Raw genomic sequence first — 19,729 nt, forward strand, 5'->3', positions numbered from 1 at the left:
GATCAAAATCAGCATCCCACCCCCTCCCCTTTGGTGTTATGCCATGAGTGAATTGTGAACAACATCACGCTCGGATATGGCTGCAGGGAGAGCGTTGTTTAAGACTACGGGGTAAAAAATGGCACTGGTAAAAACAAGTTTGAAACTGTTTGGCGGGGATACGGTCGTGGTGCGCTGCTCAGAGCGCTGTCGTATTCATCTGATGAGTTCAAAGGCACAGAAACAGTCCCAGGCGGATATTCTGACCGTGCAGGATGACAAAGCCTGGCTTACCGTGCCCTATACCGGCACATGGGATGTGCTGATCGACAGCCACAGTCAGTCACTGGAGCATTCCGTCAGCTACGTGGCAGCATAACGTCACACGCCCGGCAAGCCGGGCGTATTATCAGGCAAAGCCCGGTCGCAGCGTGCTGTTGACCGCGTTTCCTTCCAGCAGCGCCTTCACCTTCACCACCAGCTCATTCAGACAATCGTCCTTCATGCCGAGGCGGGTCAGTTCCTGATCGAGGGAGAAGAGATACTGCGCGTTGGTGCCCAGCGGCCCGCTGGCGGCGGCAATTAACGGCGCAATCACCTGCGTGCGGGTGTCCGCTTCGTACAGCGGATGACGCGGATCCATAATAAAGACCAGCGCATTGACGGTGCGTCCGTCGTCGAGGTCCAGCTTGCACCAGCTCGGCATATAACAGCCGGTGATCATCTCACGCTTCCAGAGCAGCGTCAGCTCCTCTTCCAGCGTGGCATCCGGAAGACGATAGGCCACTCCCGTGGTGCGGCCGCCCTCTTTCAGTGCAAGCATGCGTCCCGGCTGACACGCGCTGCCGCGTCCGGCGGTTAATCGCAGGCAAAATGCGCGATGCCATCCGGGGAGCGTACCCGTCGCCGATTCGACAAATTCCAGAGCCGGGTTCCACATCAGTGAACCGTAGCCAAAAATCCATACCGGGCCATCATCCGGGCGGCAGGCAAGCGTGGCAGCGAGTGACGCCGCACGTTGTTCAGCTGACCAGAGAAGCGATTCCTCAATAGCACCAAATGCCGTCTTACAATCTGCCTTCATTAAGAAATCACGCGTTAACACTTTACACCTCCGCCACTGCATGCTTCCTTGCGACATCTGTAATTCGCCTTCCCGGCATTCTGTGCTGGTCATTTTACCAGCGGTAAAATAACGATAAGCAATTAGCGGACCCGTTGCAATACAACAGCAGTTCAACCGCCTGAAAAGTCAAAATGAAGGCAGCGAATGGTTTCACGGCTATTTCTTTTTATGCCATTTATCATCGTCTCCTTTCTCATAATCATGTTTGACTGCGGCCCAGGCGACTTTGTGCGCCGTCTCTTCACGGCTGGCATCATCCCGCCGATCGTCCTTATCTTTGTATTGATCCCAGGCGCTGTTAAACGCCTCTTTGTAGATCTCCTGCGCGTGTTCAGGGAGTACGTTTTGTACGTTATCCGGTAATTCGCGTTTCGTTTTATAGGGCATCACTAACCTCTCTTTTGCTTAAAGAGATAAGTGTGGACGACGATACGCCATGGTGCCAGTCAGGAATAATTTATGCGTAAATTATAATGATAATCGACTGTTATTTAAGGCATATAAAATAAAGATAACGCATTATGCGCATCATGATGAAATATCATCACAAAGGGTAAATTTGAGTAAAAAATAAAGGGTATTTAACAGAGAACTGTTAATTTAACGGCCTCAAAAATCTATCTATAATGACAAGCACCTGCATTGATGGAGAAGCACATGACAGCAGCACACGAGGCGGTGAAGACCCGCCACAAGGAGACGTCACTCATTTTCCCGGTTCTGGCACTGGCTGTGCTGCTCTTCTGGGGAAGCAGTCAGTCACTGCCAGTGGTGGTTGGTATCAATATTCTGGCCCTGGTCGGTATCTTAACCAGCGCATTTAGCGTCGTTCGCCATGCGGACGTATTAGCCCACCGTCTGGGTGAGCCTTACGGATCGTTAATTCTCAGCCTTTCCGTAGTTATTCTTGAAGTCAGTCTGATTTCCGCACTCATGGCGACCGGTGACGCCGCGCCGACGCTGATGCGCGACACGCTCTATTCGATCATCATGATTGTCACGGGTGGTCTGGTGGGCTTCTCTCTGTTACTGGGCGGACGCAAATTCGCGACCCAGTATATGAACCTGTTCGGCATTAAACAGTATTTGATTGCGCTCTTCCCGCTGGCGATTATTGTGCTGGTCTTTCCGATGGCGCTGCCGGGCGCCAATTTTTCTACCGGTCAGGCGTTGTTGGTCGCGCTCATTTCCGCAGCCATGTACGGCGTGTTTCTGCTGATTCAGACCAAAACGCACCAGAGCCTGTTTGTGTATGAGCATGAAGATGACAGCGACGACGATGACCCGCACCACGGCAAGCCGTCGGCCCACAGCAGCGCGTGGCATACGGTTTGGCTGATCGTACATCTGATTGCGGTGATTGCCGTCACCAAGATGAATGCCAACCCGCTGGAGACACTGCTGACCGAGCTGAACGCGCCAGTGGCGTTTACCGGTTTCCTGGTGGCGCTGTTGATTCTGTCCCCTGAAGGGCTGGGGGCGCTGAAAGCGGTGCTGAACAATCAGGTGCAGCGCGCGATGAACCTGTTCTTCGGCTCGGTACTGGCAACCATTTCACTCACCGTACCGGTAGTGACGCTGATTGCCTTTATGACCGGCAACGAACTGCAGTTTGCGCTGGGCGCGCCGGAGATGATTGTGATGGTGGCATCATTGCTGCTGTGCCAGATTTCGTTCTCCACCGGACGCACCAATGTGCTGAACGGGGCAGCGCATATGGCTTTGTTTGTTGCGTATCTGATGACGATTTTTGCGTAGCCTTTTTGCCCAGCGGCGCTTCGCTTGCAGGGCCTACGGGTTCTGTAGGCCGGGTAAGCGCAGCGCCACCCGGCAATATGCCCCATAAAAAAACCCGCCGAAGCGGGTTTTTTTATTATTTGCTGGTATCCAGCTCGTCGAAGCTTTTCACCAGATCGTCAATCGCTTTGATCTGCTTCAGGAACGGCTCCAGTTTATCCAGCGGCAGCGCGGAAGGACCGTCGCATTTCGCGTTATCAGGATCCGGGTGCGCTTCAATGAACAGACCCGCCAGGCCGGTCGCCATCCCGGCACGCGCCAGCTCGGTCACCTGCGCACGACGGCCACCTGACGCCGCGCCAAACGGGTCACGGCACTGCAGCGCGTGGGTTACGTCGAAGATCACCGGCGACTGGTTAGAGACGTTCTTCATCACGCTGAAGCCCAGCATGTCCACCACCAGGTTGTCGTAGCCGAAGTTAGCGCCACGGTCGCACAGGATAACTTTGTCGTTGCCACCTTCGATAAATTTATCGACGATGTTGCCCATCTGGCCCGGGCTCACGAACTGCGGTTTTTTCACGTTAATGACCGCACCGGTTTTCGCCATCGCTTCCACCAGGTCAGTCTGGCGAGCCAGAAACGCCGGAAGCTGGATCACATCTACCACGTCAGCCACTGGCTGCGCCTGAGAAGCTTCATGCACGTCGGTGATCACTTTCACGCCAAACGTCTGTTTCAGCTCCTGGAAAATTTTCATCCCCTCTTCCAGGCCCGGGCCACGGTAAGAGCGAATTGAGGAGCGGTTGGCTTTGTCAAAAGAGGCCTTAAACACGTACGGGATGCCCAGCTTCTGGGTCACGGTCACGTAGTGCTCGCAGATGCGCATGGCGAGATCGCGGGATTCCAGCACGTTCATACCGCCAAACAGCACGAACGGCAGGTCGTTTGCCACGTTGATATCACCAATGCTAACCACTTTTTGTTTCATAGGATCGCCTTATTCAGGTGTGAATCGGAATTAAGATTAATGCAGTGTAATTTGTTTGTGCGAGATCGCGTTGATCTGCGCCCGAATCATTTCGCTGATCGGATCTTCAGGACATTGCTCGACGAAATAGCTTAAATCATTCAGCGCCACGTGCTCGCAGTCGAGCTGGGCATAAATAAGCCCGCGGTCGCGAATTTCGTACGGATCTTCCGGATTAAACTGCAGCAACACTTCGCTGGCACGCAGGGCCAGCTCCATCTGACGCTCTTCCATCAGCGCCGATTTCAGCGTATCCAGCAGTTTACGGATAACTTCGGCGTTGTCGGCTTCGTCGAGATCTTCATTAAAGAGCTCTGCCACCGGGCTGATATTGCCTTTCAGCCAGACGTCCAGCGTATGCTCGTCCAGCGTGTCGCCGTTAAACGGATTAATCAGCCACATCTCACCGTCCAGCCACTCGGCACGCAGGATCATCTGCGTCGGGAAAATGACCGGCACCAGTGGAATATCCAGACGGTGCGCGATCCACAGCAAAATAGAGCCCAGCGCGACCGCACTGCCCTGACGATTTTTTAACACCTGGTCCAGCCATAATGCGTCAGACAGGCGATGCACGCCCCGCGTGTCGCAGAAACCCCATTCGCCGTAGAAAAGCTCAAGCAGCTTCTCCAGCTGCCAGTCCTGCGGACGCGCCTGATTGATCTCTTCGCGCGCCAGGCTGACCAGACTCTCCAGCTCATCGTAGACATACTGCGACGTAAAATCGTCGCGAATCATCTCCGAAATCAGGATCATGCCATCGCAGAGCGGCACTTTATTAAATTCGAAATCGGCTAAGGACCTCATGACTTACCCCAGTAACGACTGCGCGTACAACGACGTCCAGACGCGATAAAACCCAAAACGATGTCAATGATAACGCCAAACGGCTTTTCAGTCAGCCCTGCGCCTTTATCAGTAAATGGCAGATAGCCAGGCTTCATGCCCATTGCCCCAGCGTCAGACGCTCGTTTCCGCCGTAGTCGCGGCAGGTTTCAACCGCCATGTAGCCTGCCTGTGTAAACAGCGCCCGCACGGCGTCCCCCTGCGTCCAGCCATGCTCCACCAGCAGCCAGCCACCAGGGAGTAAATGCTGTCGTGACGTTGTCACAATGTGATCGAGATCGGCTAATCCCTCCCTGGCGGCAACCAGCGCCGACAGCGGTTCGAAGCGCACATCCCCCTGCGAGAGGTGCGGGTCATGCTCGTCGATATAGGGCGGGTTACTGACAATCATCCCGAATGTCTGCTTCTCCAGCGCGCTAAACCAGCTGCTTTGCAGCACGGTCACGTTAGCCAGACCAAGACGTTCCACGTTACGCTGCGCCAGCGCCACCGCGTCGGGCATCACATCCACCGCCGTGACCGCGCAATCGGGCCGTTCGCTGGCCAGCGCCAGGGCGATGGCCCCGGTCCCCGTACCCAGATCGAGAATGCGGCAGGCCTCTGCGGGTAAACGCACCAGCGCCTGCTCCACCAGACACTCGGTGTCAGGACGCGGGATCAGCGTCGCCGCAGAGACGAACAAGGGTAACGACCAGAACTCACGCTCTCCGACGAGATGCGCCACCGGCTCACCGGTTTTACGGCGGGCAAGCAGCGCGGCGAGCTGCGCTTCCTGATCAGCGGTCAGTTCGGTTTCACCGAACGCCAGCAGATACGTGCGAGCTTTGCCCGTCACGTACTCAAGCAAAATTTCGGCATCACGCTTCGGGCTTTCACCCCCGGAAAGCTCACCGGAGGCATGGCGTAACCAGTGCTGAAAATCCATTATTCCTGCTCGGACAGCGCCGCCAGCTGGTCGGCCTGGTATTCCTGCACGATTGGCTCAATCAGCATGTCCAGTTTCCCTTCCATCACCTCGTCCAGACGGTAGAGCGTCAGGTTAATGCGGTGGTCCGTCACGCGACCCTGCGGGAAGTTGTAGGTGCGGTTGCGGTCACTGCGATCGCCGCTACCCAGCAGATTACGACGGGTTGACGCTTCCGCCTGCTGGCGTTTCGCCATTTCTGCCGCGTGAATACGCGCCCCCAGCACGGAAAGCGCTTTGGCTTTGTTTTTGTGCTGGGAACGTTCGTCCTGGCACTCCACCACAATGCCGGTTGGCAGGTGGGTAATACGGATGGCGGAGTCGGTGGTGTTAACGTGCTGACCGCCCGCCCCGGAGGAGCGGAAGGTGTCGATGCGCAGATCGGCCGGGTTGATGTCGGGCAGTTCCGCTTCCGGCAGCTCCGGCATCACCGCCACCGTACAGGCGGAGGTATGAATGCGACCCTGAGATTCGGTAGCCGGCACGCGCTGTACGCGGTGACCGCCAGATTCAAACTTGAGACGACCGTACACGCCGTCGCCGCTGATCTTGGCGATAACCTCTTTGTAGCCACCGTGTTCGCCTTCGTTGGCGCTCATGATCTCCACGCGCCAGCGGCGTGATTCGGCGTAGCGGCTGTACATGCGGAACAGGTCCCCGGCAAACAGGGCCGCTTCGTCACCGCCGGTACCGGCGCGGACCTCTACAAAGGCGTTACGCTCATCGTCCGGATCTTTCGGCAGCAGAAGCACCTGAAGCTGCTGCTCCATCTCTTCAGAACGCGCTTTCGCATCCTGCAACTCTTCCTGCGCCATCTCGCGCATTTCAGGATCGTCGAGCATCATCTGCGCCGTTTCGATATCTTCCTGAACCTGTCGCCAGTCGGTATAGCATTTAGAAACATCACTTAACTGCGCGTATTCACGTGAGAGCGCGCGAAAACGTTCCTGGTCCGCAATGGTCCCGGCATCGCCGAGCAGCGCCTGGACTTCTTCATGGCGCTCGTGCAGAGCTTCCAGTTTAGCGACGATAGAAGGCTTCATAGGCGTAAGTGCACCTTGTCTTAGAAAATGGGTATAGGGCGCTATTCCAGCCCGAGGCTGTTGCGCAGAATAGTCAGGCGTTCATCATCCCCGTCACGGGCAGCCTGCTGAAGAGATTTGGTTGGTGCATGGATCAGGCGGTTGGTCAGTTTCCATGCCAGATCCTGCATAATCGCGTGTGCGTCGCCGCCCTGGTCAAGAGCCGCTAACGCTTTGGCAGTCAGGTCATCACGCACCTGCTCCGCCTGTCCGCGGTACTCGCGGATGGTCTCGCTGACGCTTTGCGCGCGCAGCCAGGCCATAAACTCACTGGTTTCCTGCTCGACAATGGTTTCCGCCTGCACCGCCGCCGCTTTACGCTGAGCGAGGTTATGCGAAATGATGCTTTGCAGGTCATCCACGCTGTAAAGGTAGGCGTTAGCCAGCTTGCCGACTTCTGGCTCCACATCGCGCGGAACGGCGATATCCACCAGCAGCATCGGCTGATTACGACGGGATTTGAGCGCGCGCTCCACCATCCCTTTACCGATGATCGGCAGCGGGCTGGCGGTCGAGCTGATAATAATATCCGCCTCTTTCAGGCGCTCATCGATGTCGCTCAGGGCAACCACCTCTGCCCCCACTTCATCCGCCAGCACCTGCGCACGTTCGCGGGTACGGTTAGCGATAATCATCTTTTTCACTTTATGCTCGCGCAGATGGCGCGCCACAAGTTCGATGGTTTCGCCCGCGCCCACCAGCATCACGGTGACGGTTGACAGGGATTCAAAGATTTGGCGTGCAAGGGTGCAGGCCGCGAAAGCAACAGAAACCGCACTGGCACCAATGTCGGTTTCGGTTCGCACACGCTTTGCCACGGAGAATGATTTCTGGAACATGCGCTCCAGCTCGCTGGCCTTCAGATGCCCTTTTTGCGAATCCGCAAAGGCTTTTTTCACCTGACCCAGAATTTGCGGCTCGCCCAGCACCAGCGAATCCAGCCCGCTGGCGACGCGCATCAGATGGCTGACGGCATCGTTATCCTGATGCCAGTACAGGCTGTTGCGCAGCTCGTCTTCATTGAGGTTGTGGTAGTCGCATAACCAGCGGATCAACGCTTCGTGCAGGTTATCCTGCTCTTCCACGCTTAAATAGAGCTCGGTACGGTTGCACGTCGAGAGCACCACGCCACCCTGCACCATCGGCTGGGCAAGCAGGCTGTCCAGCGCCAGGTCAAGCGTATCCGGCGAAAACGTAACGCGTTCTCGCAGCGAAACCGGGGCTGTTTTGTGGTTGATACCGAGTGCTAATAGGGTCATGTTGAGCGGGAGTAGTACCAGCGTTAATAAGGTTAGCAGAACGCATCATACAGGATGCGCGAGATCAATAAAAGGGACTGCCCCCTTTCGGAGTAATAGGTTACACAACGCTTTGAGATAATTTGAACGTAGACGGTGGGGACCATCAACGCTAGCATTAACAGTTATAACTGCAACGTATCTCAAGGATTTGTCCTCATTATGACCCGACTGATTCGCCTGCTGCCGCTGGCGGCACTGGTTCTGACCGCATGTACCGTCACCCAACCAAAAGGCCCGGGCAAAAGCCCTGATTCACCGCAGTGGCGTCAGCACCAGCAGGATGTCCGTAATTTGAGCCAGTACCAGACCCGCGGCGCCTTCGCTTATCTCTCTGACGAACAAAAAGTTTATGCGCGCTTCTTCTGGCAGCAGACCGGCCAGGACAACTATCGTCTGCTGCTGCTGAACCCGCTGGGCAGTACCGAACTTGAGCTTATCGCCAAACCGGGCGAAGCGCAGATCACCGATAACAAAGGCCAGCACTACACCGCGACCGATGCCGAAGAGATGATTGGCAAACTGACGGGAATGCCTATTCCGCTCAACAGCCTGCGCCAGTGGATCCTTGGCCTGCCGGGTGAGGCGACCGACTACACGCTTGACGATCAATACCGTCTGAGCCAAGTCAATTACACCCAGAACGGCAAAACCTGGAAAGTGGTGTACAACGACTATGACAGTAAGAGTAAACCGGCGCTGCCATCCAACATGGAGCTGACTCAGGGCAGCCAGCGCATCAAGCTGAAGATGGATAACTGGATCGTTAAATGATGACCCACTGGCCCTCTCCGGCAAAACTGAACCTGTTTTTATACATTACCGGCCAGCGCGCTGACGGGTATCACACCCTGCAGACGCTGTTTCAGTTTATTGACTATGGCGACACGATCTCCATTGAACTGCGCCAGGACGGACAAATTTGCCTCCTGACGCCGGTCGACGGCGTGGCACATGAGGACAACCTGATTGTGCGCGCTGCGCGTCTGCTGATGAACGCCGCGGCGCAATCCGGTCGCCTGCCGGCGGGTAGCGGTGCGGACATCCGTATCGAGAAGCGTCTGCCAATGGGCGGCGGGCTGGGCGGAGGCTCCTCTAACGCTGCCACCGTGCTGGTTGCGCTGAACCATCTCTGGGGTTGCGGGCTGTCGCAGGACGAACTGGCGGCCTTAGGTTTGACGCTGGGCGCGGATGTCCCGGTGTTTGTGCGCGGGCATGCGGCGTTTGCCGAGGGCGTGGGTGAGATCCTCTCTCCGGTTGAACCGCCGGAAAAATGGTACCTGATTGCCCACCCTGGGGTGAGCATTCCGACCCCGGTCATCTTTAAAGATCCTGACCTGAAAAGAAATACCCCGGTGCGGTCAATAGAAACGTTATTAAATTGTGAATTCAGCAACGATTGCGAGGATATCGCAAGAAAACGTTTTCGCGAGGTTGATGCGGTGCTTTCCTGGCTGTTAGAATACGCGCCGTCGCGCCTGACTGGTACAGGGGCCTGTGTCTTTGCTGAATTTGACACCGAATCCGCCGCTCGTCAGGTGCTTGAGCAAGCGCCGGTTTGGCTGCATGGTTTTGTAGCGCGCGGGATGAACACCTCCCCCCTACAGCACGCCATTCTGGCGCAGACTGAGTTTCGGTGACAACGTCACCCTGTTCCAGACGTTGCATCGCGCTCTTTAATACACCGCCTGGATAGCCTTTGCCTGGCCCGCACAGTTTACGGCGAACGCTATCCACCACTGGACGCATGCCTGAGGTTCTTCTCGTGCCTGATATGAAGCTTTTTGCTGGTAACGCTACCCCGGAACTAGCACAACGTATTGCCAACCGCCTGTACACTTCCCTCGGCGACGCCGCCGTAGGTCGCTTTAGCGACGGCGAAGTCAGCGTACAAATCAACGAAAATGTACGCGGTGGTGATATTTTCATCATCCAGTCCACCTGTGCTCCAACAAACGACAACCTGATGGAACTGGTTGTTATGGTCGACGCCCTGCGTCGTGCTTCAGCAGGCCGTATCACTGCTGTAATCCCTTACTTCGGCTATGCCCGTCAGGACCGTCGTGTTCGTTCTGCTCGTGTGCCAATCACCGCCAAAGTTGTCGCTGACTTCCTGTCCAGCGTCGGCGTTGACCGCGTACTGACCGTTGACCTGCACGCAGAGCAGATCCAGGGCTTCTTCGACGTCCCGGTTGATAACGTATTCGGCAGCCCAATTCTGCTGGAAGACATGCTGCAGCTGAACCTGGACAACCCAATCGTGGTTTCTCCGGACATCGGCGGCGTGGTACGCGCTCGTGCTATCGCTAAGCTGCTGAACGATACCGACATGGCGATCATCGACAAACGCCGTCCGCGCGCTAACGTTTCTCAGGTGATGCACATCATCGGTGACGTGGCTGGCCGTGACTGCGTACTGGTTGACGACATGATCGATACCGGCGGTACGCTGTGTAAAGCTGCTGAAGCGCTGAAAGAGCGTGGTGCCAAGCGCGTGTTCGCTTACGCGACCCACCCGATCTTCTCCGGTAATGCGGTGAACAACCTGCGCAACTCCGTTATTGACGAAGTGGTGGTATGCGATACCATCCCACTGAGCGACGAGATCAAGGCACTGCCAAACGTGCGTACCCTGACCCTGTCCGGGATGCTGGCCGAAGCGATTCGTCGTATCAGCAACGAAGAATCCATCTCTGCAATGTTCGAACACTAATCGGACACGGCCAAAAAACCCGCTGCGGCGGGTTTTTTTGTCTCTGGGTTTTATTTGTATGATTAATGCCTCCTTCACCTGCCATTCACATGACAGATGATGCGCATACGGATGATAGATAATTGTGAAAAACGTAACTTCCTCACATGTTCTGCCCTTTCGCGCCCTCATCGACGCCTGCTGGAAAGAGAAGTACACCTCATCACGCTTTGTGCGTGACCTGATTGCCGGGATCACCGTCGGCATTATCGCCATCCCGCTGGCGATGGCGCTGGCGATTGGTAGCGGCGTTGCGCCGCAGTACGGTCTGTACACCTCAGCCGTTGCCGGGATCGTCATTGCTCTGACCGGCGGTTCACGTTTCAGCGTTTCCGGCCCGACTGCCGCTTTTGTGGTGATCCTCTACCCCGTTTCACAGCAGTTTGGTCTGGCAGGCCTGCTTGTCGCCACCCTGATGTCCGGGCTCTTTTTAATTCTGTTTGGCCTGGCCCGCTTTGGCCGCCTGATAGAGTACATTCCCCTTTCCGTTACGCTGGGGTTCACCTCCGGGATCGGTATCACCATCGGAACGATGCAAATCAAGGATTTCCTTGGCCTGCAGATGGCGCACGTTCCTGAACACTACCTGCAAAAAGTGGGGGCGCTGTTTATGGCGCTGCCAACTGCCAACCTGGGCGACGCCGCCATCGGGATTGTGACGCTGGGGACGCTGATCGTCTGGCCTCGTCTGGGCATTCGTCTGCCGGGCCATCTGCCCGCGCTGCTGCTGGGCTGCGCGGTGATGGCTGTCGTGAATATGTTCGGCGGCCATGTCGCCACCATTGGCTCGCAGTTCCACTATGTACTCGCCGACGGTTCGCAGGGTAGCGGCATACCGCAACTGTTACCGCAGCTGGTGCTGCCGTGGGACATGCCCGGCTCCAGCTTTACCTTAAGCTGGGATTCCCTGCGCGCCCTGCTTCCGGCGGCCTTCTCCATGGCAATGCTCGGGGCGATTGAATCCCTGCTCTGCGCCGTTGTGCTCGACGGCATGACCGGCACCAAGCACAAAGCCAATAGCGAGCTGGTCGGCCAGGGGCTAGGCAACCTCATCGCACCGTTCTTTGGCGGCATTACGGCCACGGCGGCCATCGCCCGTTCTGCGGCCAACGTGCGCGCCGGGGCCACCTCGCCGGTTTCAGCGGTCATCCACTCTGTGCTGGTGATCTTAGCCCTGCTGATCCTCGCTCCGCTGCTCTCCTGGCTGCCGCTTTCCGCCATGGCCGCCCTGCTGCTGATGGTGGCCTGGAACATGAGTGAGGCGCATAAGGTGGTAAACCTGCTGCGTCGCGCCCCGAAAGACGACATCATCGTCATGCTGATCTGCATGTCGCTGACCGTGCTGTTCGATATGGTCATCGCCATCAGCGTCGGGATCGTGCTCGCTTCCCTGCTGTTTATGCGCCGTATTGCGCAGATGACGCGCCTCTCCCCGGTTAACGTGGAGGTGCCAGATGATGTGCTGGTTCTGCGCGTGATTGGTCCGTTGTTCTTCGCCGCGGCAGAAGGTCTGTTCAGCGATCTGGAGTCCCGCATTGCGGGCAAGCGGATAGTGGTCCTGAAATGGGATGCCGTGCCGGTGCTGGATGCGGGCGGGCTGGACGCCTTCCAGCGTTTTGTGAAACGTCTGCCGGAAGGCTGTGAACTGCGGGTAAGTAATCTTGAGTTCCAGCCTCTGCGCACCATGGCGCGGGCGGGGGTGCAGCCGATCCCTGGCCGCCTTGCCTTCTACCCTAATCGTGATGCCGCGTTAGCGGATCTGTGAGCCCCCTGATGCAGAGAAGCGTCTCTGCATCATTACCCCAATCGCCTGCTGGAGCCATTCAAGCACGGCAGGCGTCATCCATGTTCCCTTCATCAGATGCGGCTCCTGCTGCATGGCCACGCGAAACTTTTGCTGCGTCTCCGGGTTCGTGCCCGCGTACGACTGGAACAGCGCCAGCCAGTTTTCGGCAAGCTTTTGCGCATCGTCAGAGGCGGGGTCGAGGTTTTCCTGCTGCGCCTGATGCAGTTTCGCCACCAGCGGCGGCCACTCCATCATGCGGTCAAAGTAATGTGCCCGGGTAAACGCCATCTCTTCGGCAGAGAGATAGTTCTCCCAGATAATGAGCTTCGACTCGGCAAACGCCCGCGTAATATAGTCGGTCATCTCCGGCGTGATGCCGGTTTGCGCCTGCATCTGCGGTTCTGCGCTGTGCATCTCGTTCAGCCGGGTCAGAAACTCTGGCTTGCCTGCCGTGTCCTGCTCCAGGCGTTCCATCCAGCGCGTGGCCAGATCCCTCGCCCGCGGGTCTGTAACGGGTACGTGCTGCTCCAGCAGGGTATTGACCTCTGCAACCAGCCCCGACCAGATAGCTGCCAGCGCATCCTTCTGCAGCGCAAACGGCAGCTGCTGTAACTCTTCTTTCGTAAACCAGCGATCGTACATATTCATTAACTCCAGAGTCTGTAGCCAGGATTCCAGATCGGGCGTCTCATCGGCGGTAAGCCCGGTACGCAAATCCACCAGCCTGTCACGCAGCGTGTGTATGCTGCGCAGCTGCTTATCCAGCAGGCTGATTTGCGCATCGAGGAGCTCCGTTAACGACAGCGACTTTTGTTCCAGAAAATCCCTGATTTCAGCAAGTTCCAGCCCCGCTTTTGCCAGCGCCTGAATCATGTGCAGACGCTGGACATCCGCCAGGTTATAAAGCCGGTAACCTGCCGCGCTTCTGGCAGAAGGCAGCAACACTCCTGTTTGTTCATAGTGATGCAATGTTCGCACGGTGATGCCGGCCCGCTTCGCCAGCTCACCCACCTGAATCAACATAACTGCTCCTTTTCTTTGCCAGTGCCGCCACTCTGGTGCCTTACGTTACGTGAGGGTCAACCCTTGATGCAAAAAAAAACGACTCCCTGGGGAGTCGTTTCGGTATTCTTTCGTCCTGGTACTAGCTGTGCTTATGCTGGTCGCGACGGCAGCGTTTATCGTAGTGGCGCACCCACCAGTATTTATCGCACACTTCCTCATGGCCGCTCACGCGTGCCCCGGCGAGCCACAATACCGCACCGAGGAAGATGCTCAGAACCGCGCCATGCGCGAAGTATTGCGGGAGATCAAGCTGCGGCAACTGGTTTAATATTGAATAACCTACGCCGACAACCATCACAAACAGCCCCAAACCCATCAGCACGTTACCGAGTAGCGAAGCGTTTTTGCGTTTCATATGTCACCTCCGGAACTTTGGGTTGTCAGGGGAAAAGCCCCTAATCCTTGTGTGTAAAGTATAGACAACGCCCCTTTTATGAGTTGCGTGAATGATCACAATTACAGATAACTCCCAAACAAAAGTTTACAAATAAGGCTTTGAACAGCTTGAAATTCTAATTGTTCAAATAAGAAATTATTCGTATTTCGCTGAGACGATCGCAGAATTTTGTCAAGCGGCGCGCCAGACAGTAAACTACGCGCCAGATCTGGAACCCATTAGGAATTGAATCGTGACGATTAAACTGATTGTCGGCCTCGCCAACCCCGGCGCAGAGTATGCGGCCACCCGCCACAATGCCGGAGCATGGTACGTCGATCTGCTGGCCGAGCGGTTACGTGCTCCCCTGCGTGAAGAACCTAAATTCTTCGGGTATACCTCACGTATCAACCTCGCAGGCGCGGATGTTCGCTTACTGGTGCCCACCACCTTTATGAACCTGAGCGGTAAAGCGGTAGCGGCGATGGCAACGTTTTATCGTATTAATCCGGATGAGATTCTGGTGGCCCACGATGAGCTGGATCTCCCCCCAGGCGTAGCGAAATTCAAGCTGGGCGGCGGGCACGGCGGTCACAACGGTCTGAAAGACATCATCAGCAAGCTGGGCAATAACCCGAATTTCCACCGTTTGCGCGTGGGAATCGGCCATCCGGGCGATAAAAACAAAGTTGTCGGTTTTGTGCTAGGTAAGCCCCCGGTTTCAGAGCAGAAACTGATAGACGAGGCGGTAGACGAAGCGGCGCGCTGCACCGAAATCTGGCTGAAAGATGGCTTAACCAAAGCGACAAACCGCTTGCACGCTTTTAAAGCGCAATAATCCATCCAGTACGGCTTTTTTACCGCGCGTGATGCGGGTTACGTGTATAATAGGCGTAGTTATTTACTTTTCATCAATCGGTTATCGTTAACGGATTGATTATCAAGATATTAAGGTGATTTAGAAATGGGATTCAAATGCGGTATCGTCGGTCTGCCAAACGTGGGCAAATCCACCCTGTTTAACGCGCTTACCAAAGCGGGTATCGAAGCGGCGAACTTCCCGTTCTGTACCATCGAACCTAACACTGGCGTGGTGCCAATGCCTGACCCGCGCCTGGATCAGCTCGCGGAAATCGTGAAGCCGCAGCGTATTCTGCCGACCACCATGGAGTTCGTGGACATCGCGGGCCTGGTAAAAGGCGCATCCAAAGGTGAAGGCCTGGGTAACCAGTTCCTGACCAACATCCGTGAGACCGAAGCGATCGGCCACGTTGTACGCTGCTTCGAGAACGACAACATCATTCACGTAGCGGGTAAAGTAAACCCGGCTGAAGATATTGATGTCATCAACACCGAGCTGGCGCTGTCGGATCTTGATACCTGCGAGCGTGCGATCCACCGTATCTCCAAGAAAGCCAAAGGTGGCGATAAAGATGCCAAAGCCGAGTTGGCGGTGCTGGAAAAATGTCTGCCACAGCTGGAAAACGCGGGCATGCTGCGTTCTCTGGATCTGAGCAAAGACGAGAAAGAGCTCATCCGCTACCTGAGCTTCCTGACGCTGAAGCCAACCATGTACATTGCCAACGTGAACGAAGACGGTTTTGAAAATAACCCGTACCTCGATCAGGTGCGTGCTATCGCCGAGAAAGAAGGTTCTGTCGTGGTTCCGGTTTGTGCCGCAGTAGAAGCCGATATCGCCGAACTGGATGACGAAGAGCGTGATGAGTTTATGGCAGAACTGGGCCTGGAAGAGCCGGGGCTGAATCGCGTTATCCGTGCTGGTTATGCCCTGCTCAACCTGCAGACCTACTTCACCGCTGGCGTGAAAGAAGTGCGTGCCTGGACCATTCCAGTGGGTGCAACTGCGCCTCAGGCTGCGGGTAAAATCCACACCGACTTCGAGAAAGGCTTTATTCGTGCGCAGACCATCGCGTTTGAAGATTTCATCACCTACAAGGGTGAGCAAGGCGCGAAGGAAGCCGGCAAGATGCGTGCGGAAGGGAAAGAATACATCGTTAAAGATGGCGATGTGATGAACTTCCTGTTCAACGTCTGAGTCGTCTTGAATGAAAAAAAACCACGCCCTGGCGTGGTTTTTTTATTGCGGGGTCAAAAGACATTGTCTAAGAGTTCTGTTTTCATGCTGGGTTCAAAAGGAATGATTTCAGCCGTCGCGAGCTTTAACCTCTGAAAAGGATCCTCGCGTAATCGCTCTTCAAGAGAGGCAAGACTCTCACATTTCGCGAGAATGACCCCACCGATTCTCGGCACCCGTTTTCCGGATGCGAGGAAAATTCCCTCTGCATACCCTTTTTTTAGCCACTCGACATGCGCAGGTATTGCTGCGTCAATCTCTTCGAGTGGTTTGATATAGGTTAAAATGACAATATAAACCGTGCTCATCCTTTGCCTCTCAGCTGTGTTTTTAGCCGTTTGTTGGAATTGCTTATGCAGTTCCTCTGTTGCCATCGGGTATCGTTATCATTTTGGGCACATTTGATCTTAATATGCAGGGCCCGATCGAGACAACGCGTTATTCTTCCTATTCCACGAATAGAACCAGTCATGCCAGCCGTTTTGCTTTACCACATAGCTACAGGCCACAATTACTTCCTTTGACTGGTTGAAAGTTAAGTAATAGAAAATAGCGCCTTCAGGAGGTGCAGACCAAAATAGTTTTTCGCCCTGAGCACTGAAGATGGTCAAAATAGTTGGTAATGGCTTTGGTTCGCTTAACGCAAAGACTAACTGGCGTGTTGAGTCGACCATTGCAGAGTCTAAAAATGGCATCCTAACCCGTATGTTACGTTCAGCACACGCCCACTGAAGCAGGTCATTTTCTTTAATACAAATGAGATTTTCAATCATCGGTAAACCTCAACTTTTAAAGTTTGATCTGTTTCAAATCACCTTCAAAAAGCCCCACAAGATATACCCGGTATCGTGCTGGCTGCACTTCTTTATACGTTAATACAGTAGAAAATTCCTTTACACACTTTGAACAAGTGTTTTTCGAAACATATAATTGGCTTTCATCGTAGATATACTTCTTATGTTCACTAACAAACTTCACACCTCTCATTTTCTTAACAAAAAAGTCTTTCACCTCTTCAGAGAGCGAGTCAAATTCATATGAGTTTACGATAGAATAGATTATTACTCCCTCGCATTCAGGGCATGCTATTTCTGCGCCAGAATCTAAAAAGTCATTATCTATGCCATCCAGGACTAGTACCTTCTTTTTCAGTCGATTAGTTATTCTCATTTTCTATAACCTTTTAATTTTATTAATCAATAATGTCATTCAGTCAAACATTCCATTCGATATAAATTCCACAGTCGAAGCTTTTCTCATTAGACTGTACAATAATGCTTCCCCACTCATGATGCCACTGAGTTCCGTATGGAGGCGTACTAATTTTAAGTTTAGGGCGTGAGGTTATTTCACTCTCAACCCATGCTGTCAAGCGCTGTTCTTCTTCAGATAAATTACGCAAATTGGCTCTTTTATCCCAATCCCATAAAGTTTTATAAAAATTCCCATTCTTACTGGTAAGGAATATGCAAGGAGAAAAAGAAAACACAGAAGGCCTCAGTTCTAATATGAAAGTTTGATCTTTCCAATCGATATTATCAATAGAGAAATAATAAGAGCCTATTGTATTCAACGGAGAGAATAACATGTAAAATTCGGAGTTTTTAAAAGTCTCAACATCCTTTAACTCGAGGGGGTAATTGTTAATAGCCACAAAGCCACTATTAACATCAAAATTCATTTCTAACATATCTAAACCACCTTGTCTGGAAGTGACTACATTATATTCCAGGTTAAATATATCCCGTGATTAAATGATTTTATCTCATATGAGACAGAAACCCGCCCCCATTCAAAGCGCCACCTAATCATGTCTGTTTCCGTGGTATCAGGCGTGTCCAGATTGAGTGATTCTTTTAGCCAATCAGATAAGCTTTTCACTGATTCATTTAGCATGTGAATATTAGCTCGCGCATTCCAGTCATTTAATGCGTTATAATACTGACTGTTTTTATCAACAAGATGAATCATAAAAGGAAAACCATAGCACAACGGGCGTATAGTAACTTGAAATTCTTTGTCGAAAAACGCTACTGAGTCAACAAGGTAGTGATTCGGCATGGTTTTATTTACAGCTTTTCGCTTGTTTAATTCGTGGTATAATCCACTCTTACAAAATCCTTCTTCAGTCTCAATTCCCAAAGGAAGATCATCAAATGTCAGATCACCGGTAATCGGATTTAAATTGAATTCAATCATGTTCCCCTGCTTTACTTTTGACTGTCTAACAAGATCTTAATGATATAGTCGACTTAACATGATAACAACTATATGACGATAATTTTCCGTGTAAAATCACATTTGTTATAACATCTACAATAATATCCACATAGCAATAAAGTCTTATTGCCAATGGTGCAATAAGTCAATCCACATTTCTTTTTCCCCAGCGATAACTTTTATGCCATCTTTATTTTGTTTTACATACTGCATGTATGTTTCATAAATAGCTCTTATCATCACCGTTTTTTCAGAGCGAGATCCTTCAATCAAAGTCATTATTTTTTCTAAATAAATTGATGAATTCACTCTTTCGTTGAAAAAAACGATGAGGTAATCGAGTACTTCGTTATATGAATCGTAATTCATGACAGGCTTCTCTGAGCTCTTATTTCGATTTATTTTAGCACATCCAATTTTAGCTTTAAATTTAAAAAACACCTTCTTTAAGAGGATGATTTTTTATTCCACCCCAGGGATCGTCTAGCAAAAACTTAGCTGCAACAGTTTCTTTTGTCGGTACGAGCGTGAAATTATAATAAATTTCATCTCCTTCACAAACTTCATAAAACAGTGAATAAGTTTTATCATTTAATCCTAAGCTTAAATCAAATTTTTCAGTTGCTGAAGCGACTTGTAGTTTATGTTGTTCCGTAACAAAAAATGGCACAACGATGCAGCGCTGAGAATTCTCATCTAATTTGAAAGATAGTTCTACTTTGATATTCACGTTTGCGCCAAATGCATCTTCTGGCAGTGGATCAAATATTACATAATCCTTATGAAGTACAGCACCTTGTGAAATATTTCCTTTCCCCCACTGACTCAGTTTCTCATCATAGTCTCGGGATCGTAACAATATTTGACTATGCGAAATCAGTAGATTAACTATTTGTATGTTTTTATTGTTCATTACCTTACCTCGATTTTTATTCTCGTTACACCTGACTGCTCTGATAAAAACGTTACCAATATTACACCCTGCACCACAGTTACTGCTCTTTGATATCCGTCATCTCTTGCCAGTTTTGCTTATAAAAATTTATTGCCATATATTGAACAACTGCCTCCATATCTCCTGTTCCTCATGAGTAAGGACTCTATAATCTTGAGTCTTTCGTCTGTATACCATAAAGCATAAGTCTATGGCTCGAATAGACACCGTTTTTTCTTTTCGACAGCCCTCTAAAATAGATTGCATATCCTGGAGGCAATTATAATCAAGAATATATTTTTGAAAAAACAACTCCAGAAAATCCAATACTTCATTATGAGATTGCAAATTTATCATAGTTCCTCAGGGAAAATATCAATCATGTTGTAATTAATAACTCTATTTTCAGCATGCAACCGTTGAACACTACCCTGGTCGT

The 19,729-nt window shown here is 52.6% G+C and carries 24 protein-coding genes and 1 pseudogene; 8 read left to right on the top strand and 17 right to left on the bottom strand.

Features of this window, described 5'->3' with window-relative positions; translation table 11 throughout:
- Positions 1-118 precede the first annotated feature (118 nt).
- Positions 119-358, top strand: a complete 240-nt coding sequence (locus SP99_RS12915) for a DUF1883 domain-containing protein (protein ID WP_010432930.1) — start codon at positions 119-121, stop codon at positions 356-358.
- Between the two features lie 30 nt (positions 359-388).
- Here SP99_RS12915 and SP99_RS12920 read toward each other — a convergent pair whose 3' ends face one another.
- Positions 389-1,084 (bottom strand): gamma-glutamylcyclotransferase, encoded by a 696-nt coding sequence (locus SP99_RS12920; protein WP_045286265.1) that lies wholly within the window; start codon positions 1,082-1,084, stop codon positions 389-391.
- Positions 1,085-1,261: 177 nt separating this feature from the next.
- Positions 1,262-1,492: a putative cation transport regulator ChaB gene (gene chaB, locus SP99_RS12925; protein ID WP_025756529.1), complete on the bottom strand. Its 231-nt coding sequence runs from the start codon at positions 1,490-1,492 to the stop codon at positions 1,262-1,264.
- Between the two features lie 270 nt (positions 1,493-1,762).
- Here chaB and chaA point away from each other — a divergent pair, with 270 nt between their 5' ends.
- Complete coding sequence (gene chaA / locus SP99_RS12930) at positions 1,763-2,863, top strand: sodium-potassium/proton antiporter ChaA (RefSeq protein ID WP_014832275.1); 1,101 nt, start codon at positions 1,763-1,765, stop codon at positions 2,861-2,863.
- 115 nt (positions 2,864-2,978) lie between these two features.
- Here the strand turns inward: chaA and kdsA are convergent, their stop codons facing one another.
- From kdsA to hemA, 6 genes and pseudogenes are all read right to left on the bottom strand, one after another.
- Positions 2,979-3,833 carry a 3-deoxy-8-phosphooctulonate synthase gene (gene kdsA, locus SP99_RS12935; protein WP_025756528.1) on the bottom strand — a complete coding sequence of 285 codons (855 nt, stop codon included), beginning with the start codon at positions 3,831-3,833 and terminating at the stop codon, positions 2,979-2,981.
- 36 nt (positions 3,834-3,869) lie between these two features.
- On the bottom strand, positions 3,870-4,679 hold the full coding sequence (gene sirB1, locus SP99_RS12940) for an invasion regulator SirB1 (protein WP_047958854.1): 810 nt from the start codon (positions 4,677-4,679) through the stop codon (positions 3,870-3,872).
- Between the two features lie 29 nt (positions 4,680-4,708).
- Positions 4,709-4,804 (bottom strand): annotated as a pseudogene (locus SP99_RS25060) (siroheme synthase); the annotation flags it as partial.
- A gap of 8 nt (positions 4,805-4,812) precedes the next feature.
- On the bottom strand, positions 4,813-5,643 hold the full coding sequence (prmC, locus tag SP99_RS12945) for a peptide chain release factor N(5)-glutamine methyltransferase (RefSeq protein ID WP_047958855.1): 831 nt from the start codon (positions 5,641-5,643) through the stop codon (positions 4,813-4,815).
- Positions 5,643-6,725 carry a peptide chain release factor 1 gene (gene prfA, locus SP99_RS12950; RefSeq protein WP_025756525.1) on the bottom strand — a complete coding sequence of 361 codons (1,083 nt, stop codon included), beginning with the start codon at positions 6,723-6,725 and terminating at the stop codon, positions 5,643-5,645. Before prfA ends, prmC begins: the two co-directional genes overlap by 1 nt.
- Before the next feature lie 41 nt (positions 6,726-6,766).
- Positions 6,767-8,023 carry a glutamyl-tRNA reductase gene (hemA, locus tag SP99_RS12955; RefSeq protein WP_025756524.1) on the bottom strand — a complete coding sequence of 419 codons (1,257 nt, stop codon included), beginning with the start codon at positions 8,021-8,023 and terminating at the stop codon, positions 6,767-6,769.
- A gap of 201 nt (positions 8,024-8,224) precedes the next feature.
- On the opposite strand from hemA, the gene lolB reads away from it, so the two are divergent.
- The 4 genes from lolB (at position 8,225) to dauA (ending at position 12,579) form a co-directional block, all read left to right on the top strand.
- Positions 8,225-8,836, top strand: coding sequence for a lipoprotein insertase outer membrane protein LolB (gene lolB / locus SP99_RS12960; RefSeq protein ID WP_047958856.1), 612 nt, complete (start codon positions 8,225-8,227; stop codon positions 8,834-8,836).
- Positions 8,833-9,702 carry a 4-(cytidine 5'-diphospho)-2-C-methyl-D-erythritol kinase gene (gene ispE / locus SP99_RS12965; protein WP_047958857.1) on the top strand — a complete coding sequence of 290 codons (870 nt, stop codon included), beginning with the start codon at positions 8,833-8,835 and terminating at the stop codon, positions 9,700-9,702. Before lolB ends, ispE begins: the two co-directional genes overlap by 4 nt.
- 125 nt (positions 9,703-9,827) lie before the next feature.
- Complete coding sequence (prs, locus tag SP99_RS12970; RefSeq protein ID WP_003856663.1) at positions 9,828-10,775, top strand: ribose-phosphate diphosphokinase; 948 nt, start codon at positions 9,828-9,830, stop codon at positions 10,773-10,775.
- 124 nt (positions 10,776-10,899) lie between these two features.
- On the top strand, positions 10,900-12,579 hold the full coding sequence (dauA, locus tag SP99_RS12975; RefSeq protein WP_045286259.1) for a C4-dicarboxylic acid transporter DauA: 1,680 nt from the start codon (positions 10,900-10,902) through the stop codon (positions 12,577-12,579).
- Here dauA and SP99_RS12980 read toward each other — a convergent pair.
- Together SP99_RS12980 and ychH are read right to left on the bottom strand one after the other, a co-directional pair.
- Positions 12,565-13,623 (bottom strand): MerR family transcriptional regulator, encoded by a 1,059-nt coding sequence (locus tag SP99_RS12980; protein ID WP_047958858.1) that lies wholly within the window; start codon positions 13,621-13,623, stop codon positions 12,565-12,567. The genes dauA and SP99_RS12980 overlap by 15 nt on opposite strands.
- Before the next feature lie 121 nt (positions 13,624-13,744).
- Complete coding sequence (ychH, locus tag SP99_RS12985) at positions 13,745-14,020, bottom strand: stress-induced protein YchH (RefSeq protein ID WP_008499505.1); 276 nt, start codon at positions 14,018-14,020, stop codon at positions 13,745-13,747.
- 274 nt (positions 14,021-14,294) lie between these two features.
- On the opposite strand from ychH, the gene pth reads away from it, so the two are divergent.
- Together pth and ychF are read left to right on the top strand one after the other, a co-directional pair.
- Positions 14,295-14,879, top strand: a complete 585-nt coding sequence (gene pth, locus SP99_RS12990) for an aminoacyl-tRNA hydrolase (RefSeq protein ID WP_023336005.1) — start codon at positions 14,295-14,297, stop codon at positions 14,877-14,879.
- Positions 14,880-15,005: 126 nt separating this feature from the next.
- Entirely contained in the window at positions 15,006-16,097 is a 1,092-nt protein-coding gene (gene ychF, locus SP99_RS12995) for a redox-regulated ATPase YchF (RefSeq protein WP_020690896.1), read from the top strand.
- Between the two features lie 53 nt (positions 16,098-16,150).
- Here ychF and SP99_RS13000 read toward each other — a convergent pair whose 3' ends face one another.
- From SP99_RS13000 to comJ, 7 genes are all read right to left on the bottom strand, one after another.
- Positions 16,151-16,444 carry a YciI family protein gene (locus SP99_RS13000; protein ID WP_024907061.1) on the bottom strand — a complete coding sequence of 98 codons (294 nt, stop codon included), beginning with the start codon at positions 16,442-16,444 and terminating at the stop codon, positions 16,151-16,153.
- Positions 16,445-16,543: 99 nt separating this feature from the next.
- A complete protein-coding gene (locus tag SP99_RS13005; protein ID WP_024907060.1) occupies positions 16,544-16,909 on the bottom strand; it encodes a hypothetical protein in 366 nt (121 codons plus the stop codon).
- A gap of 16 nt (positions 16,910-16,925) precedes the next feature.
- Positions 16,926-17,306 carry a hypothetical protein gene (locus SP99_RS13010; RefSeq protein WP_047958859.1) on the bottom strand — a complete coding sequence of 127 codons (381 nt, stop codon included), beginning with the start codon at positions 17,304-17,306 and terminating at the stop codon, positions 16,926-16,928.
- 43 nt (positions 17,307-17,349) lie between these two features.
- A complete protein-coding gene (locus tag SP99_RS13015; protein ID WP_047958860.1) occupies positions 17,350-17,826 on the bottom strand; it encodes a hypothetical protein in 477 nt (158 codons plus the stop codon).
- Between the two features lie 26 nt (positions 17,827-17,852).
- Complete coding sequence (locus SP99_RS13020; RefSeq protein WP_047958861.1) at positions 17,853-18,335, bottom strand: hypothetical protein; 483 nt, start codon at positions 18,333-18,335, stop codon at positions 17,853-17,855.
- A 144-nt stretch (positions 18,336-18,479) separates the two neighbouring features.
- Positions 18,480-18,725 (bottom strand): hypothetical protein, encoded by a 246-nt coding sequence (locus tag SP99_RS13025; protein ID WP_024907057.1) that lies wholly within the window; start codon positions 18,723-18,725, stop codon positions 18,480-18,482.
- A 61-nt stretch (positions 18,726-18,786) separates the two neighbouring features.
- A complete protein-coding gene (gene comJ, locus SP99_RS13030; protein ID WP_047958862.1) occupies positions 18,787-19,269 on the bottom strand; it encodes a competence protein ComJ in 483 nt (160 codons plus the stop codon).
- Positions 19,270-19,729: the final 460 nt, after the last annotated feature.

The sequence above is a fragment of the Enterobacter sp. BIDMC92 genome, assembly GCF_001030225.1.
GTDB lineage: Bacteria > Pseudomonadota > Gammaproteobacteria > Enterobacterales > Enterobacteriaceae > Enterobacter > Enterobacter sichuanensis.

Bases quoted from the DNA above. Each gene is read 5' to 3' on its own strand.
- SP99_RS12915 (WP_010432930.1), top strand. From the start codon at position 119: ATGGCACTGGTAAAAACAAGTTTGAAACTGTTTGGCGGGGATACGGTC.
- chaB (WP_025756529.1), bottom strand. From the start codon at position 1,492: ATGCCCTATAAAACGAAACGCGAATTACCGGATAACGTACAAAACGTA.
- chaA (WP_014832275.1), top strand. From the start codon at position 1,763: ATGACAGCAGCACACGAGGCGGTGAAGACCCGCCACAAGGAGACGTCA.
- kdsA (WP_025756528.1), bottom strand. From the start codon at position 3,833: ATGAAACAAAAAGTGGTTAGCATTGGTGATATCAACGTGGCAAACGAC.
- sirB1 (WP_047958854.1), bottom strand. From the start codon at position 4,679: ATGAGGTCCTTAGCCGATTTCGAATTTAATAAAGTGCCGCTCTGCGAT.
- prmC (WP_047958855.1), bottom strand. From the start codon at position 5,643: ATGGATTTTCAGCACTGGTTACGCCATGCCTCCGGTGAGCTTTCCGGG.
- prfA (WP_025756525.1), bottom strand. From the start codon at position 6,725: ATGAAGCCTTCTATCGTCGCTAAACTGGAAGCTCTGCACGAGCGCCAT.
- hemA (WP_025756524.1), bottom strand. From the start codon at position 8,023: ATGACCCTATTAGCACTCGGTATCAACCACAAAACAGCCCCGGTTTCG.
- lolB (WP_047958856.1), top strand. From the start codon at position 8,225: ATGACCCGACTGATTCGCCTGCTGCCGCTGGCGGCACTGGTTCTGACC.
- ispE (WP_047958857.1), top strand. From the start codon at position 8,833: ATGATGACCCACTGGCCCTCTCCGGCAAAACTGAACCTGTTTTTATAC.
- SP99_RS12980 (WP_047958858.1), bottom strand. From the start codon at position 13,623: ATGTTGATTCAGGTGGGTGAGCTGGCGAAGCGGGCCGGCATCACCGTG.
- ychH (WP_008499505.1), bottom strand. From the start codon at position 14,020: ATGAAACGCAAAAACGCTTCGCTACTCGGTAACGTGCTGATGGGTTTG.
- ychF (WP_020690896.1), top strand. From the start codon at position 15,006: ATGGGATTCAAATGCGGTATCGTCGGTCTGCCAAACGTGGGCAAATCC.
- SP99_RS13000 (WP_024907061.1), bottom strand. From the start codon at position 16,444: ATGAGCACGGTTTATATTGTCATTTTAACCTATATCAAACCACTCGAA.
- SP99_RS13005 (WP_024907060.1), bottom strand. From the start codon at position 16,909: ATGATTGAAAATCTCATTTGTATTAAAGAAAATGACCTGCTTCAGTGG.
- SP99_RS13010 (WP_047958859.1), bottom strand. From the start codon at position 17,306: ATGAGAATAACTAATCGACTGAAAAAGAAGGTACTAGTCCTGGATGGC.
- SP99_RS13015 (WP_047958860.1), bottom strand. From the start codon at position 17,826: ATGTTAGAAATGAATTTTGATGTTAATAGTGGCTTTGTGGCTATTAAC.
- SP99_RS13020 (WP_047958861.1), bottom strand. From the start codon at position 18,335: ATGATTGAATTCAATTTAAATCCGATTACCGGTGATCTGACATTTGAT.
- SP99_RS13025 (WP_024907057.1), bottom strand. From the start codon at position 18,725: ATGAATTACGATTCATATAACGAAGTACTCGATTACCTCATCGTTTTT.
- comJ (WP_047958862.1), bottom strand. From the start codon at position 19,269: ATGAACAATAAAAACATACAAATAGTTAATCTACTGATTTCGCATAGT.